Consider the following 17,849-nt stretch of genomic DNA (forward strand, 5'->3'; position numbering starts at 1 on the left):
GAACTCGAACGTACACCACTTCCGCATCGATCGATGCGGAAGTGGTACTGTGCGGAGCGTGGACATCAAACAGAACCGCTCCGCCGGCCGGCCACGGGGGTTCGACGCCGATGAGGCTCTTGAGCACGCCATGCTGGTCTTCTGGGAGCACGGCTACGAAGGCGCCAGCCTGGCCACCCTCACGGACGCGATGGGCATCTCCACCACCAGCATGTACGCGGCTTTCGGCAACAAGGAGAACTTGTTCCGCAAGGCGTTGGAGCGCTACTCCGAAGGCCCCAGCGCGTACTTGGACCGCGCCCTGGAAGAACCGACGGCCCTGGCGACGGCCACCGCGATTCTGACCGGCACCATCCGGACCACCACAGGCCCGGCCCGGCCCCACGGATGCATGGGCGTCCAGAGCGCCCTGGCCACCAGTGACTCCGGGCAGGCAGTCCGGGACCTCCTCGCCGCCTGGCGGAACAACGGATGCTCCCGCCTGCGGCAGCGGTTCCAACAAGCCGTCGACGACGGCGACCTGCCGCCGCAGGCAGATCCAGCACTCCTGGCCCGCTACGTCACCACCCTGGCCTTCGGCATCGCTGTGCAAGCCGCGAGCGGAGTCGACCGCGCGGAACTCCAGACGATGGCAGACGCCGCGCTGCGCAACTGGCCACTCTCCTGAAAGCCGTCCGGCACCTCCCGCTCCCTGGGTACGACTACCTGTCGACGGTCGCCAAAGGGCTCTTGAACAGCGGGTTGAGCAAGATGGTGCCTGCGGCGACGGGAAGGACCGCCGTCCCGGAATGGGGACTGACGATCCGTTCGGGATCCCGGCAGACGTGGGACAGATCGATCGCCGCGCCCCGTATCTCCTCGAGGTAGTCGGGATTGAGCAGACTGGAGTGCTCGGTGACCACGACCAGATCGGGGTTGAGGATGTCGAGCAGGAGCGCCGTCGCACGACCGACCGACCGGGCCCGCTCGCGCAGCAGCCGGTCCGCGCGCCGGTCCCCCGCCGCGGCCGCGTCCACGACGAGGTACACATCGGGTTCGGACACGATCCCGCGCCGCACGGCAGTCAGCGCGACGGCGGTGTTGGACGCCGTCGCCTCCAGACAGCCGGACCGCCCGCAGGGGCAGACGGCCGTGGAATCCGGTACCGGCAGGTGTGCCACGTCCCCCGCGCCTGACCCCGGCCCCTGGTGGACGACCCCGGCGATACCGAGGGCGGCGTCGACCACGTTGCCGATGAAGAGGTGGACCAGGCTGCGGCGCGCCGCGGGCCGGCCGAAGAGGATCTCGGACTGCGCGATGGCTCGGGCGTGGTTGTCGATCCGAACCTCCATTCCGCCCAGTCCACGGGCCAGTTCGGCAGCGAGCGGGCGCTGGTGCCAGCCCAGCGCGTCGTGCCGGACGGCCGTCCCCGGACCTGGATCCACCCATCCGCCGAGGGCTGCGCCGACCCCCAGCAGACGACGGCCCCGGTCGGCGTCGGCGAGAAAGGTGCGCAGCGCACCGAGGATGCGGTGCGGCAGATCCCCGGGGGCGATGCCGTCGTGCGGGAGCGTGCTGCGGGCCAGTAACCGGCCGCGCAGATCCAGCAGGCCGAACGTCGATCCGGGCACGCCGATGTGGACACCACCGGCCACCGGCCCGTCGGTCTCCCCGGCATGCAGGTCGACCGGGATCTGCGGTCTGCCCACACCGATGCTCTCGACGAGTTCGGGAAGTTCCCTCACGAGGCCGAGTCGGACCAGATCGGTGCACTGACGTGAGACGGCGGCGGGGCTGAGACCGGAGAGTTCGGCAATCATCCTGCGGGCGACAGGTCCATGATCGAGCACGGTGCGCAGGACCGTGGCGGCGTTGGCCTCGCGCCGGCCGTCGCCGGTCGTCCGGGCGATGTGAGGGACGGCTGCCATGGGGAGTTCCTCCGGTCCTGCGACCGGGGGCGGTCGCAACGTTACGGCGGCGTGAAATCGCGCCGGGGCCTTCGCCCCTCACCCCACCAGGGTGCGCGGTACATCCAGAGCGGCAGGGATAACTGCTGCTCAGAAGCTGTTTGACGACGCGTCGCCGGACAGGGCTCCGGCCTCACGCAGGCGCCGATTCAACCACTGCCGCGCACCGTCCGGGGCGTGGAAGTGTGCTTGACGTACGCCGCGGGCCGCTGGAAGTCTCCGAGACATGTTCGCGACGGCCGTTCCCGCCGCGCGGTCCGCGCACGCCGGCCGCGCCACAGCGCCCCAGACGTGTCCGGGTCGCTGTACCGCCGTCTGACCTGCCGGCTCCGGCCCCGCACCTCCGGCGATCCCGCTCCCCTGCCCTCCGCGGCACCCGTACCGCATCGCGTCCGGCGCAGGGCACCTCGCTCGACCCAATTACTTCCGCTCCAGGATCAATCAATTGAATGATCTTGGTCTCCGAAAGGAACCCATCCATGCCGTCGACAACCATTGCCCCCGCCTCCACCGTCACCGTCCGGAAGATCGGCGGCCGTCTCGGCGCAGTCATCTCCGGGGTGCGCCTCGGCGGCGACCTCGATCCCACGACCGTCGCCGCGGTCCGGGCCGCTCTGCTGGCCAACAAGGTCGTCTTCTTCCGCGGCCAGGACCACCTGGACGAGGACAGCCACGAGGCGTTCGGCCAACTGCTCGGCACCCCGGTCGCCCACCCCACCGTTCCCTCCGCCGACGGCCGCTACTCGCTCGGCATCGACTCCGATCACGGCGGCCGGGCGAACCAGTGGCACACCGACGTCACGTTCGTGCCCGCCTACCCGGCGTTCTCGATCCTGCGCGCCGTCGTCACCCCTCCGTACGGCGGCAACACCCTGTGGTCCAACACCGCTGCCGCCTATGCCGAGTTGCCGGAGCCCCTTCGCGTGCTCGCGGACAGTCTGCGCGCGGTCCACTCCAACGACTACGACTACGCGGCGCTGCGCCCCAACGCCCTGCCCGAGGCACTCGCGCAGTACCGCGAGGTGTTCACGTCCACCAAGTTCCTCACCGAGCACCCGGTGGTGCGTGTCCACCCCGAGACCGGCGAGCGCGTCCTGCTCCTCGGCAACTTCGTCCAGCGCATCAGCGGGCTGACCGGCCGGGACTCCCGCGCCCTGCTCGACCTGTTCCAGTCGCACGTCGAGCGGCCTGAGAACACCGTGCGCTGGCAGTGGCAGACCGGTGACGTCGCCATCTGGGACAACCGGGCCACACAGCACTACGGCGTGGACGACTCCGACACCCACGTGCGCAAGCTCCGCCGCGTCACCATCGACGGCGACGTCCCGGTCGGTGTCGACGGCCGCTCGTCCACCCTCATCAGCCCTGAAGAGGTGCCCGACCCCGCCTTCGGCATCGCCTCCGGCGCCTCGGAGTCCTCGGTGGCGCAGAAGGCCGGCGCGTGAGCGTGTCCGCCCCGCACGGCGACGTGCCCACCCCGGCGGGCGGCGCCATGGCGCCGCCCGCCGGGGTGGGACCGCAGGTGATCGTGGTCTCACCGACCAGCAGCGCTGGGACACGACCGGTGCCCACGGAACCCGGGCGGGGCCGGGCTCGACTCCCACCCGGCCGTCGCCGACGCACTGCGTCAGGAGCTGCTGGTGTGGCTCGCGCGGATCGAGGACACCCGGCCCGAGATCCGGCGGGCCGCACGGCGCCCGGCCGGCTGACGCCGCGCGGAGTCGTCCCCGGAGGAAGTGCCGTGGGAGGGGGTGCGGTTCGGCCACGGCACCGGACGGTGACGGCACTTCCCTGCCCTCGGACGGCGCGGTCCGGACACGTCCACCCTGCCGACAGGACCTCGCGCCGGCTCAGCCGTTGAACCGGCGTGCCAGGTAGTCCGCCGTCCGGCTCCCGGACGCCCGGGCCACGTCGGCCGGCCGTCCGGAGGCGACCACCCGGCCTCCCGCGTCGCCGCCTCCGGGCCCCAGGTCCACGATCCAGTCGGCTCCGGCCACCACTCCCATCTCGTGCTCGACCACGAACACCGAGTGGCCCGCGTCGACGAGCCCGTGCAGCTGCCGCATGAGCAGGTCGACATCGGCCGGATGCAGCCCTGTTGTCGGCTCGTCGAGTACGTACACGGTGTGTCCGACACGGCTCCGCTGGAGCTCCGAGGCGAGCTTGATGCGCTGCGCCTCGCCGCCCGACAGCTCGGTGGCGGGCTGCCCGAGCCGCAGATAGCCCAGGCCCACCTCGCGCAGGGTGCGAAGGCTCCGCGCCGCCTGCGGGACGTCGGCGAAGAACTCCGCGGCCGCGTCCACAGTCATGCCCAGTACCTCCGCGACGTCGTGGCCCCGGTAACGGACCTGCAGGGTCTCCTCGTTGTAGCGGGCTCCACGGCATTGCGGGCAGGGCGCGTAGGTGCCGGGCAGGAAGAGCAGCTCCACGGCCACCATTCCCTCGCCCTGGCAGGTCTCGCACCGGCCGCCGGCGACGTTGAAGGAGAAGCGGCCCGCGTTGTAGCCGCGCTGCCTCGCGTCGTCGGTGGCTGCGAAGAGCTTGCGCACGGAGTCGAACAGGCCTGTGTAGGTCGCCAGGTTGGAGCGCGGTGTACGGCCGATGGGCTTCTGGTCCACCTGCACCAGACGGTTCACCGCCTCCATCCCCTTGGCCACGAAGCCCGCGCCGGACCCGGTCTCCCCCTCCGCCGCGTCGCGTGCGTCACTCGCCTCGCCGGCGTTGTCCGACGGGTCTTCCGTGCCCAGATGCTCGGCGAGGGCCCCGGCGAGCACCTGTGCGATCAGGGTCGACTTTCCCGACCCCGAGACGCCGGTGACGGCCGCGAACACCCCCAGGGGCAGGTCCACATCGAGGTCGCGCAGGTTGTGCCGGTTGATGCCCCGCAGGCGAAGCCAGAGCGACGGCTCCCGCGGGGTACGCCCTGCCGCGGGGTCGGGACCCGAGGCGAACAGGAACCGGCGGGTCGCCGACTCGGCGACGGATGCCAGACCGTCCACCGGGCCGCTGTACAGGACCCGGCCGCCCAGCTCGCCCGCGTGCGGCCCGACGTCGACGATCCAGTCCGCCCTGCGGGCCACGTCCATGTCGTGCTCGACGACGTACACCGAGTTGCCTGCCTCCTTCAGCCGCACCAGCACCGTCAGCAGGGCCTCGGTGTCGGCCGGGTGCAGCCCCGCCGACGGCTCGTCCAGGACGTACACCACGCCGAACAGGCCCGACCTCAACTGCGTTGCGAGGCGCAGCCGTTGCAACTCCCCGGGCGAGAGCGACGGCGTCGTGCGGTCCAGGCTCAGATAGCCCAGGCCCAGTTCGGTGATCACCGCGATGCGGTCGACGAGGTCCGTGCAGAGCGTCTCGGCGACCTGTTGCCGGGGACCGGCGGGGAATCCACCGCCCTCGCCCCGGGCGACGGGCCGCAGCACTTCGGCCAGGGCGGCGAGCGGCATCGCGTTGAGCCGGGCGATCGTCCACCCCGCGAAGGTGACGGCCAGGGACTCCGGGCGGAGCCTGCTGCCGGCGCAGGACGGACAGGCCGAGCTCTCCAGATACCGTTCGGCCCGGGCGCGCAGCGTCTGGCTCTTGGAGTCGGCGAACGTGTGCATCACATAGCGCCGGGCGCTCTGGAAGGTGCCCTGGTACGAGCGCTGGATCCGGCCCGCCTCCCGCACCGGGTCCACGGTCACGACCGGCTGCTCGTCCGTGAACAGGATCCACTCCCGCTGCTGGTGCGGCAGCTCCCTCCAGGGCTGGTCGATGTCGTATCCGAGGGTCCGTGTGACGTCCCGCAGGTTCTTGCCGTGCCAGGCCCCGGGCCACGCGGCGACGGCACCCTCCGCGATGCTCAGCGACGGGTCCGGGACCAGGAGTTCTTCGGTGGTGCGGTGCACCTTGCCCAGGCCGTGGCACTCCGGGCAGGCGCCGGCTGCCGTGTTCGGGGAGAAGGCGTCGGAGTCCACCGGCTCGGCTCCGGGGGGATAGGTGCCCGCGCGGGAGAAGAGCATCCGCAGCGTGTTCGACAACGTCGTCACGGTGCCGACGGAGGAGCGGGACGACGCCGAACCCCGTCGCTGTTCCAGTGCGACGGCCGGTGGCAGCCCGATGACGTCGTCGACCGCGGGCACGCCCACCTGATGGATCAGCCGGCGGGCGTACGGGGCGACCGACTCGAAGTAGCGTCGCTGCGCCTCCGCGTAGATCGTGCCGAACGCCAGCGACGACTTGCCCGACCCCGAGACCCCGGTGAATACGGCCAGGGCGTCCCGCGGGATGTCCACGTCGACGTCCCGCAGGTTGTGTTCGCGGGCGCCGCGCACCCGCACGTACGGGTCATCGGCCGGGCTGGTCATATCTCTCCGGACGGCATCGGGGACGGACGGGCACGCCGCCGCCCGACGCGTCTCCTTCTTCAGTGTGCGCCCGCCGTTGCTCATCCGCAGTCCGCGCCCCCGCGTCCCCGCGCCTTTGTTAGCGCGTCGTTGCGGTCGTGTGGCACGTCACCGGAAAAGATCGACACGGGACTCGGCGGCCCGCATCGTGTGAAGCGCTTACTGCCTTCCGCAGCTGCCCTTCCGCACCCTGCGCCCCTGCATCGAGGAGTACCGATCGTCATGCATGCCATCCGTTCCGGATACCGAAGAATCGCCGCGGCGAGCGCCGCAGCGGTCCTCGCCGGACTCCTGTCGGCCCCGGCCGCGACGGCATCCGGCCACAGCGGCTCCCCGCAGCCCCGCCGCATCCTGGAGGACCTCGACCGGGGACTCGTGGCCGTCCCGTCGGGGAAGGGGACCTTCCTCAGCTGGCGCCTGCTCGGCACCGAGTACGGATCCGACATCTCGTTCAACGTCTACAGGGACGGCAAGCGCCTCAACCGCAGGCCCGTCACCGAGTCGACCACGTACCAGGACAACAGCACGGGCGGCGGTACGTACACCGTGCGCGCGATCGTGGGCAGCAGGGAGCAGCAGGCCGGCGCCCCCGCACTCTCCTTCGACGAGGGCTACGCCGAGATCCCGCTGACCGATGCCGACGGCTACACGGTGCAGCACGCCTGGCCGGGCGACCTCGACGGCGACGGCCGCTACGAGCTGGTCGTCAGCCGCCTCTCCGGCACCCGGGACAAGCCCGATCTGCTGGAGGCGTACTCCCTCCTGGGCCGTCGGCTGTGGCGCGTCGACCAGGGCCCCGGCTCGTTCACCCAGGTCGCGGGCAACGGCGCCAACGACCCCGCGCCCGCCGCGATCAGCGGGTCGACGGCCATCGGCGGCTTCCGCAACGACGACAACGTCACCGTCTACGACCTCGACAGCGACGGCAGGGCGGAGGTCCTCGTCCACACGGCGGACGGCACCACGTTCGCCGACGGCGCGAAGGTCGAGGCCGACTCACCCGCCCAGCAGTTCATCTCTGTCATCGACGGGGAGAGCGGAACCGAACGCACCCGGCAGCCCGTTCCGGAGGACTTCGTCGCGGACGGCCCCTCCGGAGGCCACTTCGGCGTCGCCCACCTGGACGGGGTGCACCCCAGCCTGGTGACCAAGCTGGTCACCCGAGTCGGTGCCAAGCGCGGTACCTTCCGTACCCTCTTCCAGACCTGGGACTTCGACGGCCGCGAGCTGAGCAGCCGCTGGAAGTACGTGGCCACCGCGGAGAGCCGCGCGACGAGCTTCCACCAGATCCGGGTCGTCGATGTCGACCAGGACGGCAAGGACGAGATCGCCGACGGCAACTACGTGGTCGACAGCGACGGTTCCCTGCGCTACGTCGTCGAGGGAGCGGGTCACGGGGACCGCTTCCACATCGCGGACCTGGACCCGGACCGCCCCGGACTCGAAGGGTTCGCGATCCAGCAGTCCGAGCTCGGCGTGGTGTCCGCGTTCCCCTGGTACTACTACGACGCCGGGACCGGCGAGCGCCTGACCACCGGCGTCCACCCGGAAGATCCGGCCGGCGAGGCGGACCTCGATGTGGGCCGTGGTACCGCCGCCGATATCGACCCCCGCCACCGGGGCCTCGAGTTCTGGACGTCCACGGCCGACGTGACCGCGCCCGGCGCGGGCGTGCGCAACGTCCGGGACGGCAAGGTCTCCACGACCACCCCCAGCGTCAACTTCCGTATCTGGTGGGACGGGGACAAGGGGGCCGAACTCCTCGACAGCACCCACGTCGAGAAGTGGAACCCGAGGTCCGAGACGTCGGAGCGGATCTTCGATCCGTCCGGTGTCGTGGCGGGGGCCCGCAACGCGACGCCCTTCTACGGAGACATCCTGGGCGACTGGCGCGAGGAGATCGTCGCCGAGACCGAGGACCACCGCGCACTTCGTCTCTACACCACCACCGAGCCCACCCGCACCCGGCTCTACACGCTCGCCCACAACCCCGAGTACCGGCTCGGCTGGACGGTGCGCGGCTACCTCCAGTCGACCTTCACCGACTACTACCTCGGTTTCGACTCCAGGAACCCGCGCAAGCCCGCCATCCGTACGGACACCGGCGCCGACCGCGCATGGACCCGCATCGCCGGTGACGCCTTCCGCTCCGGAACGGGGCAGTGGCGCTCCGAGCTCCAGGACGGCGGCTCGGTGACGGCCGAGGACGGAGTCCTGGACATCGACGTGCCCAGCGGCGCCACCGTCTGGTTCGGGAAGAGACTGAAGGGCCGGTACGAGCTCGAGTACACGGCGACGCCGGTCTCACGGGGCGGTCCGAACGACCGGGTGTCGGACCTCAACAACTTCTGGAACGCCACGGACGCCCGCTCCCCGCACGACCTCTTCGCCACCGTGAGGGAGGGCCGGCTCGACGAGTACAACTACCTGAGGACGTACTACGTCGGCTACGGCGCGAACGGCAACACCACCACACGGCTACGGCGTTACGTAGGGGATCCGGACAACCGGCCGCTGCTGTACGACTACACGCAGCCGCTGCTGACGGCCAACGAGCCCAACCGGGTCAGGATCGTCTCCGACGGTTCGACGGTCCGGTGGTGGAACAACGGGCGACTGGTCTTCGACCACCACGACCCGGAGGCGTACACGAGTGGACACTTCGCCTTCCGTACGGTCACCAGTCACTTCCGGATCAGCGACTTCGCCGTGTGGCGTCCGCCGACCCGGACCTGATCGGTGGAACTCCGCGGTCGTCACCCGTCGCCGGGGACCCCGGCGGCCGCAGCGTGCCTCCGCGCCGGGTCGGTGACCCGGCGCGGAGGCACGAGTGTCAGGCCTTCACCGTGGCCTGCTCCTCGACGACGGTCCCGTCGGCCTTCTCGCCGGCGATCCCGGCGGCGCGGGCCGCCGGGATGACCGCCGCGATCAGAGCAGCCACCAGGGCTACGCCGCCTCCGATGACCAGGCCGGCGCGGAAGCCGTCCTCCGAGGTGAGGCTGAAGCCGCCCATGGTGATGTTCATCTGGGACAGGACCACGCCGACCACCGCGGCACCGATCGAGGTTCCGAGGGATCGCATGAGCGTGTTGAAGCCGTTCGCGGCGGCGGTCTCGGAGAGCGGCACCGAGCTCATGATCAGCGCGGGCATCGAACCGTAGGCGAGGCCCACACCGCCGTTGATGACCAGGCAGACGAGCATCAGACCCCAGGCGGAACCCATCAGGACCAGCGACAGGCCGTAGCCCGCGGCGATGACGAGTGAACCGCAGATCAGGGTGAACTTCGGGCCCCGGGCGTCGGTGAGCTTTCCGCCGAACGGCGAGACGAGCATCATCATGATGCCGCCGGGCGCCATCCACAGGCCCGCGGCGAGCATCGACTGGCCCAGGCCGTAACCGGTCGCGTCGGGGAACTGCAGCAGCTGCGGAATGATCAGCATGCTGGCGTACATGCCGAACCCGATGAACACCGATGCGAGGTTGGTGAGCAGGACCCGGGGGCGGGCCGTGGTGCGCAGGTCGACCAGCGGATCCCGGGTACGGGTCTCCCAGAAGCCCCAGGCCAGCAGGACCACGACGGCGGCGGTGAACAGGCCGAGCGTCTCGGTCGAGCCCCAGCCCCACTCGGCGCCCTTGGAGACGGCGAGCAGGAGGCAGACCAGGCCCACACCGAGACCGATCGCACCGGGTGCGTCGAAACGCTGGCCCTTGGCGCCCGCCGGGATGTCCGGGATCATGAACCAGATCAGTGCGGCGATCGTCACGGCGAGCACGGCCGAACCCCAGAAGAGCACCCGCCAGCTCGTGTACTGGGCGACCGCCGCGGAGATCGGCAGGCCGAGACCGCCGCCGATGCCCATCGAGGCGCTGACCAGCGCGATGGAGGAGCTCAGCTTCTCCGCCGGGACCACGTCACGCAGCAGGGCGATGCCGAGGGGCACCATGCCCATACCCATGCCCTGCAGACCGCGCCCGACGATCATGGGGACGACGGAGGACGCGAGCGCACACACCACCGAACCCACGATGAGGGGCACGGAACACGCGAGGAGCAACCTGCGCTTGCCCAGCAGGTCACCGAGCCGTCCGGTGACGGGCACGCACACGGCCGCCACCAGCAGGGTGACCGTGATCACCCAGGCACTGTTCGCGGACGAGGTGTGCAGGATCCGGGGCAGCTCCCCGATCAAGGGCGTGACCAGCGTCTGCATGATGGCTGCCGTGGTGCCGGCGAAAGCCAGCGTGGCGACCACGGCGCCTGCGCGGGCCGGGGGCTGGGGGGCTTCCATGAAGGGATTCCTCGTATTCCTGTCGGGTGCAATATGCATCGTACACATCCAATGTATCGAGCATGTCATGTGTGCGATGCACATGATCGTGCGACACTTGAGCCCCGGCCACCGCGAACTGCAACGTGCCGGCCAGGCGGACGTGCAGGAGGCGGCGCACACATGAGCAGGCCGACGTACGAGGTCGAGTACGAGCAGATGCTGCTCAGCCGCCACGGACTCCTGCAGCACAGAGACGGGCGCGCCAAGGACGGCGGGCTGGAGCGAAGCGCCTACATCCTGCTCAGCCGCCTCCGCGTCCAGGGGCCGATGTCGATCGGCGAACTGAGCGACGCCTTCGGGCTCGACGCCTCCACCCTCAACCGGCAGACCGCCGCCGTGATGCACACCGGACTGGCCGAGCGCATCCCCGACCCCGCGGGCGGCATGGCCCGCAAGTTCCGCATCACCGACGAGGGCGCCCGCCTGCTCGACGAGGAACGCGAGCGCACGGTCCGCTCGCTGCGACGGGTCATGGCCGACTGGCCGGAGCAGGACATCGCCGCCTTCGCCGCTTACCTCAAGCGGTTCAACACCGGCATCGAGCGGCTCGGCGGGCGGCCCTGGCCGCGGCCGTGACCCGGTTCACCGCCGGGCTCGAGGCACCCGAGGCACCCGAGGCACCCCCTGCATGATCAAAAGGACGTCGGGTTAGCATATGAGCGCCTCCTAGCTCGAAAGATAAACCTGTGACTGTCAATGACGACTCGTTCACCAACTGGAAGATCCGCGAGGAGATCGCGGAATCGATGATCCCCATCATCGGGAAGCTGCACCGGGAGGGGGACGTCACCGTTCTCCTCCACAGCCGCTCCTTGGTGAACAAGTCGGTGGTCAGCCTCCTCAAGACCCACCGCTTCGCGCGCCAGATCGCCGGTGAGGAGCTCTCGGTCACCGAGACGCTGCCTTTCCTGCGGGCTCTCACCACCCTGGACCTCGGCCCTTCCCAGGTCGACATCGGCATGCTCGCCGCGACGTACAAGGCCGACGACCGCGGCCTCTCGGTGGAGGAGTTCACCGCCGAGGCCGTCTCCGGCGCCACCGGTGCCAACAAGATCGAGCGCCGCGAGCCGCGCGACGTCGTCCTCTACGGGTTCGGCCGCATCGGCCGCCTCGTCGCCCGCCTGCTCATCGAGAAGGCCGGCTCCGGCAACGGCCTGCGGCTGCGCGCCATCGTCGTCCGCCAGGGCGGCGAGCAGGACATCGTCAAGCGCGCCTCGCTGCTGCGCCGCGACTCCATCCACGGCCAGTTCCAGGGCACGATCACGGTCGACGAGGCGAACAGCACCATCGTCGCCAACGGCAACGAGATCAAGGTGATCTACGCCGGCGACCCGTCGGAGATCGACTACACGGCGTACGGCATCAACAACGCCATCCTCATCGACAACACCGGCAAGTGGCGCGACCGCGAGGGCCTGTCGAAGCACCTGCGCCCCGGCATCGACAAGGTCGTCCTGACCGCGCCGGGCAAGGGCGACGTCCCCAACATCGTGCACGGCGTCAACCACGACACGATCAAGCCCGATGAGCAGGTCCTGTCGTGTGCGTCCTGCACCACCAACGCGATCGTCCCGCCGCTGAAGGCGATGGCGGACGAGTACGGCGTGCTGCGCGGCCACGTGGAGACCGTCCACTCGTTCACCAACGACCAGAACCTGCTGGACAACTACCACCCGTCGGACCGCCGCGGCCGCTCGGCTCCGCTCAACATGGTCATCACCGAGACCGGCGCCGCGTCCGCGGTCGCCAAGGCGCTGCCCGACCTCGACGCGCCGATCACCGGCAGCTCCATCCGCGTTCCGGTGCCGGACGTCTCGATCGCGATCCTCAGCCTGAGGCTCGGGCGCGAGACGTCGCGTGAGGAGGTCCTCGACTACCTGCGCAACGTGTCGTTGACGTCCCCGCTCAAGCGCCAGATCGACTTCACCACCGCACCCGACGCGGTCTCGAGCGACTTCATCGGCTCGCGGCACGCCTCGATCGTCGACGCCGGTGCCACGAAGGTCGACGGCGACAACGCGATCCTCTACCTCTGGTACGACAACGAGTTCGGCTACTCCTGCCAGGTCATCCGCGTGGTTCAGCACGTGTCCGGGGTGGAGTACCCGACCTACCCGGCCCCGGCGGTCTGATCGCGGCGGACCGCCAGGTCCGCTCCGGTCCGCCGTCCGGCGGAGGGCACTGTGGGAGAGCGACCGACCCGGTCGTTCTCCCACAGGCGTGTCCGGCCCGGAAGGGATCACGGGACTGCCCTCAGGGACTGTCCCCGTGCCAGTGGAACCGGCGCGGATCCACCGCTCGCGGGGCGTAGAGGGCGCGGCCGCCCGGACCGTAGCGGCCGATCTCCGTGGGCAGGGCGACCGTTTCGTGACGGGCGGGGTCGGGCCAGTCGGTGACATCCAGGAGAAGCCCGTCCAGCGGTCCGCCGACCAGTTCCACGTAGGCGCGGCCCTGAAGCGGTCCGGCATCCTCGTGGTCCGCCCCGTAGACCCTGCCGCGCATGAACTCCAGCTCATCCATACGGGCAGCATCGCAGTCGGCACTGACACCGGCTGCTCGTGTTCCGCCGGTCGCGAGGCGGCGTCGAGCAGGAGATCCTTGCCGGCCGGGCACGCTCACTCGGCGCTCGTCCTGCGGGCGGTGACCAGTGCGAAGCTGAGGAACTCGCCGGCGTCCTTGGTGAGCATGTCGATGACGGGCTGACTGGATGCCCGGCCTTCCGGCCGGAACTCGGCGCCCGCCCGGGTCCACAGCAGCCAGTCCTGCCAGGCGTCCGGCTGCAGCCGTGCCGACGTGACCGTCACCAGTTCGGTGATCTCCCATTGGAAGCGCCACCACTCGGCCGTGTGCCAGGCGATCGCCTCCCATCCGACGACTTCCTTGATGTGCGGGGGAATCGCTCCCAGGTCCCGGACCTCACGATTCATCGCGGGTGTCGCCATGCCCAACTGCCCACCCGGCCGCAGAAACTGGAGCAGGTACGGCAGGTAGCTGTCCGCCGTGCCGAAGTACTCGAACGCGTCGATGCTGACGACGGCGTCGAAGCTCCCCTGCTCGAACGGCAGGACGTGCGCCTCCGCGTGCACGGCCTCCACCCGGTCGCCTACACCGGCCTCGGCGAAGACGGACGCCGCCTCTTCCGCGCCGATCCACCAGTCCGCCGCCACGACCTGGACGCCGTACTCGCGCGCCAGGAACACCGACGTCGCACCCTTGCCGGAACCGAGGTCGAGAACCCGCATGCCCGGACGCAGGTCGAGGTCCCGAGCCAGGTCCTCCAGCAGCCACAACGGGTTCGGCCCCATGTCCAGGCCGAGGAGCCAGGTCGGGTCGTAGCGGGACGAGCGTGGATAGCGGTCCGGGCGTATCAGGTCATCAAGGAAGGTCACGGCCACGACCCAAGTGGGTCGACGCGGTCCGTGCAACCCGATATCGCGGAGCCGCGGTGCTCGCTTCCGGCCCCGGGCCGAGCGCGAGAGGATGCTGCTCGACACGAGAGCCGCCGCTCCTCCCGTCCCTCCAGGGAGAATCCCTCCGTGAGGATCCGAACGCTGCGACGCAGGAAGCAGGGGCGGAAATGACCGGAGCGGGCAAGTCCCGGACACCGGGAGCGGAGGGAACCCGAGCACTTGTCGTACTGATCACGGGTGTCATGGCGGCGGGGAAGTCCACGGTCGCCCAACTGCTGGCCGAGCGGCTGCCGAAGGCCGCTCATGTCCGCGGCGACTTCTTCCGCAGGATGATGGTGTCCGGCCGTGAGGAGCTGATGCCGGAAGAGACCCCCGAAGCCCTCGCGCAGTTGTGGCTGCGCTACCGGTTGTCGGCCGCCACCGCCGACGCGTACGCGGCGCAGGGCTGGACCGCGGTGGTCCAGGACGTCATCCTCGGCAAGGACCTGGCGGACTACGCCGCCCTGATCAGGACCGAACCGCTCCACATCGTCGTCCTGTCCCCCGAGCCGGACGTCGTGGCGGCACGGGAGAAGAGCCGGGCCAAGACCGGTTACGGCGTCTGGACCATCGAGGCCCTCGACGCGTCGCTGCGCGAGGACACCCCACGCCTGGGCCTGTGGATCGACAATTCCCGGCAGACGCCGGAAGAGACAGTCCAGACCATTCTCGACCACCTCGACAGCCTCGCGGCGGACCGGTGACTCGGGCCGGCCGGCCGCGACCCCTGAGGCGGCCTTCCTGGCTTTCCTGCCCGTGACCGATCTTCACCAGTCGTGGACGGTGCCGTCCTGGAGACGGTTGACCGGCAGGTAGGCCGCCTCGTACGGATGGGCGGCCGCCGCCTTCTCGTCGAGTTCGACGCCGATGCCGGGCGCCTCTCCCGGGTGCAGGTGTCCGTCGGTGAACGTGTAGGCGTGCGGGAAGACTTCCTCGGTGAGCGGTGGGTGGCCCGAGTACTCCTGGATGCCGAAGTTGTGGACGGCGAGGTCGAGGTGTACGGCTGCCGCCATGCCGACCGGGGAGATGTCCTGGGGGCCGTGCACGGCGGTCTTGATCTGGTAGAGCGCGGCGAAGTCGAAGAGCTTCCGCAGCGGTGTGACGCCGCCGAAGTGGGTGACGGCGGACCGCACGTAGTCGATCAACTGCTCGGTGATCAGGGTCTGGTAGTCGTGAACGGTGTTGAAGACCTCGCCCACGGCAAGCGGTGTGGTGGTGTGCCGGCGCACCAGGCGAAGGGCCTCCTGGTTCTCCGCGGGAGTGCAGTCCTCCAGCCAGAAGGGCCGGTACGGCTCCAGGTCCTTGCCGAGCCGCGCTGCCTGCATCGGTGTGAGCCGGTGGTGCACGTCGTGGAGCAGAGGCAGTTCGCCGCCGAACTCGGCGCGTACGGCGTCGAAGACCGCGGGCACGTGGCGGAGGTAGGCGTCGGTGTCCCAGTCCTCCACCAGCGGCCGGGCCCTCTGGTGGAGGACCGGCGAGCCGTCGTCGTCCGTGCTGTGCACCCCGTACACCGCCTTCAGCCCGGGGATGCCCGACTGGATGCGGACCGCCTGGTACCCCTCGTCGAGACGGGCCCTGACCGAGTCCAGGAGTTCGGGTATGTCGCCGCCGTTGGCGTGCCCGTAGGTACGGACGCGCTCTCGGCTCGCACCTCCGAGGAGCTGGTACAGCGGCAGACCGGCGGCCTTGGCCTTGATGTCCCACAGGGCGACGTCGACGGCGGCGAGTGCGGCCATCGTCACCGGTCCGCGCCGCCAGTAGGCACCCCGGTACAGGAACTGCCACGTGTCCTCGATCCGGTGCGGGTCCGCACCGATGAGCAGGGGCGCGATGTGGTCGGTGAGGTAGCTGACGACGGCCAGCTCCCTGCCGTTGAGCGTGGCGTCACCCAGGCCGGTGAGGCCCTCGTCGGTCGTCAGTTTCAGCGTGACGAAGTTCCGGCCGGGGCTGGTGACGACCACCGTCGCGTGGACGATCTTCATGCGGATGCTCTCTCCGGTGCGGTGGGTGTGGCGAACGGGCTCGGCCTGTGCGGCACCCGGCCGACCCTGCACCACACAGGGCTGCGCCGGGACGCGGGGCCGAACGGCGCAGGCCGGCTCGGCGCTGTGGGCGCCGAGCCGGCCTGTCCGGTGGTGCGACCCCCGCGGGGGTGCCAAGTCTTCCGCTCGGCGGAGCCGGTCAGTCCGTGCCGAACTCCATCGCGGCGCGGTCCAGCATCTCGTCGTCGTCGGAGACCTCGCCGCGGGAGGCGATGGCCTCGGCGCCGCCCTCCGGCAGGGTGCCGATCAGGCCGGTCGCGGCCGCCTGGGCGGCACCGATGGCCGGGTTGGCGGTGCCGATCAGGCCGAGTCCGGCGTACTGCTCCAGCTTGGCGCGCGAGTCGGCGATGTCGAGGTTGCGCATCGTGAGCTGGCCGATCCGGTCGACCGGGCCGAACGCCGAGTCCTCGGTGCGCTCCATGGACAGCTTGTCCGGGTGGTAGCTGAACGCCGGGCCCGTGGTGTCCAGGAGCGAGTAGTCCTCGCCGCGCCGCAGCCGCAGTGTCACCTCGCCGGTGACGGCCGTGCCGACCCAGCGCTGGATCGACTCGCGCACCATCAGCGCCTGCGGGTCCAGCCAGCGGCCCTCGTACATCAGCCGTCCGAGGCGCCGTCCCTCGTTGTGGTACTGGGCGAGGGTGTCCTCGTTGTGGATGGCGTTGACCAGGCGCTCGTACGCGGCGTGCAGCAGGGCCATGCCCGGCGCCTCGTAGATGCCGCGGCTCTTGGCCTCGATGATCCGGTTCTCGATCTGGTCCGACATGCCCATGCCGTGCCGGCCGCCGATGGCGTTCGCCTTCATCACCAGGTCGACGGGGGAGGCGAACTTCTCACCGTTGATCGTCACCGGGCGGCCCTGGTCGAAGCCGATCGTCACGTCCTCGGTGGCGATCTCGACGGAGGGGTCCCAGAACCGCACACCCATGATGGGGTCGACGGTCTCCACGCCGGTGTTGAGTTGCTCCAGGGTCTTCGCCTCGTGGGTTGCGCCCCAGATGTTGGCGTCGGTGGAGTAGGCCTTCTCGGTGCTGTCGCGGTAGGGGAGGTCGTGGGCGAGGAGCCACTCCGACATCTCCTTGCGGCCGCCGAGCTCGGTGACGAAGTCCGCGTCGAGCCAGGGCTTGTAGATCCGCAGGTGCGGATTGGCCAGCAGGCCGTAGCGGTAGAACCGCTCGATGTCGTTGCCCTTGAAGGTCGAGCCGTCGCCCCAGATCTGGACGTCGTCCTCGAGCATCGCGCGGACCAGCAGGGTGCCCGTGACGGCACGGCCGAGAGGCGTCGTGTTGAAGTAGGCGCGCCCGCCCGAGCGGATGTGGAACGCGCCGCACGTGAGTGCGGCCAGGCCCTCCTCGACCAGCGCCGCACGGCAGTCGACCAGGCGCGCGATCTCGGCACCGTAAGCCTGCGCACGGCCGGGCACGGAGCCGATGTCGGGCTCGTCGTACTGGCCGATGTCGGCGGTGTAGGTGCACGGGATGGCGCCCTTGTCGCGCATCCACGCGACCGCGACCGAGGTATCGAGACCGCCCGAGAAGGCGATGCCGACACGCTCGCCGGCGGGAAGGGAGGTGAGGACCTTAGACATAGGAAGATTATGCATCATCTCGCATGCCCATGCAAAACCCGGGCGCGCGGCCCGCTCGGTCCTGCACGGACACCAGGTCCGCGAGGCCTGATGCATCGGCCCCGGC

The 17,849-nt window shown here is 70.2% G+C and carries 12 protein-coding genes and 2 pseudogenes; 7 read left to right on the forward strand and 7 right to left on the reverse strand.

What is annotated here, in order from left to right; translation table 11 throughout:
* Window positions 1-58: 58 nt before the first annotated feature.
* On the forward strand, window positions 59-667 hold the full coding sequence (locus OG844_RS03465) for a TetR/AcrR family transcriptional regulator (protein ID WP_406388014.1): 609 nt from the start codon (window positions 59-61) through the stop codon (window positions 665-667).
* A 34-nt stretch (window positions 668-701) separates the two neighbouring features.
* Here the strand turns inward: OG844_RS03465 and OG844_RS03470 are convergent, their stop codons facing one another.
* A complete protein-coding gene (locus OG844_RS03470; protein ID WP_406388015.1) occupies window positions 702-1,907 on the reverse strand; it encodes an ROK family protein in 1,206 nt (401 codons plus the stop codon).
* Between the two features lie 518 nt (window positions 1,908-2,425).
* On the opposite strand from OG844_RS03470, the gene OG844_RS03475 reads away from it, so the two are divergent.
* A complete protein-coding gene (locus tag OG844_RS03475; RefSeq protein ID WP_406388017.1) occupies window positions 2,426-3,391 on the forward strand; it encodes a TauD/TfdA dioxygenase family protein in 966 nt (321 codons plus the stop codon).
* A 405-nt stretch (window positions 3,392-3,796) separates the two neighbouring features.
* On the opposite strand, the gene uvrA is transcribed toward OG844_RS03475, so the two are convergent.
* Entirely contained in the window at window positions 3,797-6,295 is a 2,499-nt protein-coding gene (gene uvrA / locus OG844_RS03480; protein WP_406388018.1) for an excinuclease ABC subunit UvrA, read from the reverse strand.
* A 261-nt stretch (window positions 6,296-6,556) separates the two neighbouring features.
* Here uvrA and OG844_RS03485 point away from each other — a divergent pair.
* Window positions 6,557-8,407, forward strand: a pseudogene (locus OG844_RS03485) (hypothetical protein); the annotation flags it as partial.
* A gap of 54 nt (window positions 8,408-8,461) precedes the next feature.
* Window positions 8,462-9,070, forward strand: a pseudogene (locus OG844_RS03490) (DUF6250 domain-containing protein); the annotation flags it as partial.
* 97 nt (window positions 9,071-9,167) lie between these two features.
* On the opposite strand, the gene OG844_RS03495 reads toward OG844_RS03490, so the two are convergent.
* Window positions 9,168-10,625, reverse strand: coding sequence for an MFS transporter (locus tag OG844_RS03495; protein ID WP_406388019.1), 1,458 nt, complete (start codon window positions 10,623-10,625; stop codon window positions 9,168-9,170).
* A 162-nt stretch (window positions 10,626-10,787) separates the two neighbouring features.
* Between OG844_RS03495 and OG844_RS03500 the strand changes: the two genes are divergently transcribed.
* A complete protein-coding gene (locus OG844_RS03500; RefSeq protein ID WP_406388021.1) occupies window positions 10,788-11,243 on the forward strand; it encodes a MarR family winged helix-turn-helix transcriptional regulator in 456 nt (151 codons plus the stop codon).
* Between the two features lie 110 nt (window positions 11,244-11,353).
* Window positions 11,354-12,799 carry a glyceraldehyde-3-phosphate dehydrogenase gene (locus OG844_RS03505; RefSeq protein ID WP_406388022.1) on the forward strand — a complete coding sequence of 482 codons (1,446 nt, stop codon included), beginning with the start codon at window positions 11,354-11,356 and terminating at the stop codon, window positions 12,797-12,799.
* A gap of 121 nt (window positions 12,800-12,920) precedes the next feature.
* On the opposite strand, the gene OG844_RS03510 is transcribed toward OG844_RS03505, so the two are convergent.
* Both OG844_RS03510 and OG844_RS03515 read right to left on the reverse strand, forming a co-directional pair.
* On the reverse strand, window positions 12,921-13,187 hold the full coding sequence (locus tag OG844_RS03510; RefSeq protein WP_406388023.1) for a hypothetical protein: 267 nt from the start codon (window positions 13,185-13,187) through the stop codon (window positions 12,921-12,923).
* 95 nt (window positions 13,188-13,282) lie between these two features.
* Window positions 13,283-14,056, reverse strand: coding sequence for an SAM-dependent methyltransferase (locus OG844_RS03515; RefSeq protein ID WP_406388024.1), 774 nt, complete (start codon window positions 14,054-14,056; stop codon window positions 13,283-13,285).
* Window positions 14,057-14,244: 188 nt separating this feature from the next.
* On the opposite strand from OG844_RS03515, the gene OG844_RS03520 reads away from it, so the two are divergent.
* The gene (locus OG844_RS03520) at window positions 14,245-14,820 is read left to right on the forward strand and encodes an AAA family ATPase (protein WP_406388025.1); all 576 of its coding nucleotides are present in this window, start codon (window positions 14,245-14,247) and stop codon (window positions 14,818-14,820) included.
* Between the two features lie 63 nt (window positions 14,821-14,883).
* Here the strand turns inward: OG844_RS03520 and manD are convergent, their stop codons facing one another.
* A complete protein-coding gene (manD, locus tag OG844_RS03525; protein ID WP_406388026.1) occupies window positions 14,884-16,098 on the reverse strand; it encodes a D-mannonate dehydratase ManD in 1,215 nt (404 codons plus the stop codon).
* Between the two features lie 199 nt (window positions 16,099-16,297).
* Entirely contained in the window at window positions 16,298-17,743 is a 1,446-nt protein-coding gene (argG, locus tag OG844_RS03530; RefSeq protein ID WP_406388027.1) for an argininosuccinate synthase, read from the reverse strand.
* Between the last annotated feature and the right edge of the window lie 106 nt (window positions 17,744-17,849).

Source organism: Streptomyces sp. NBC_00887 (assembly GCF_045207585.1).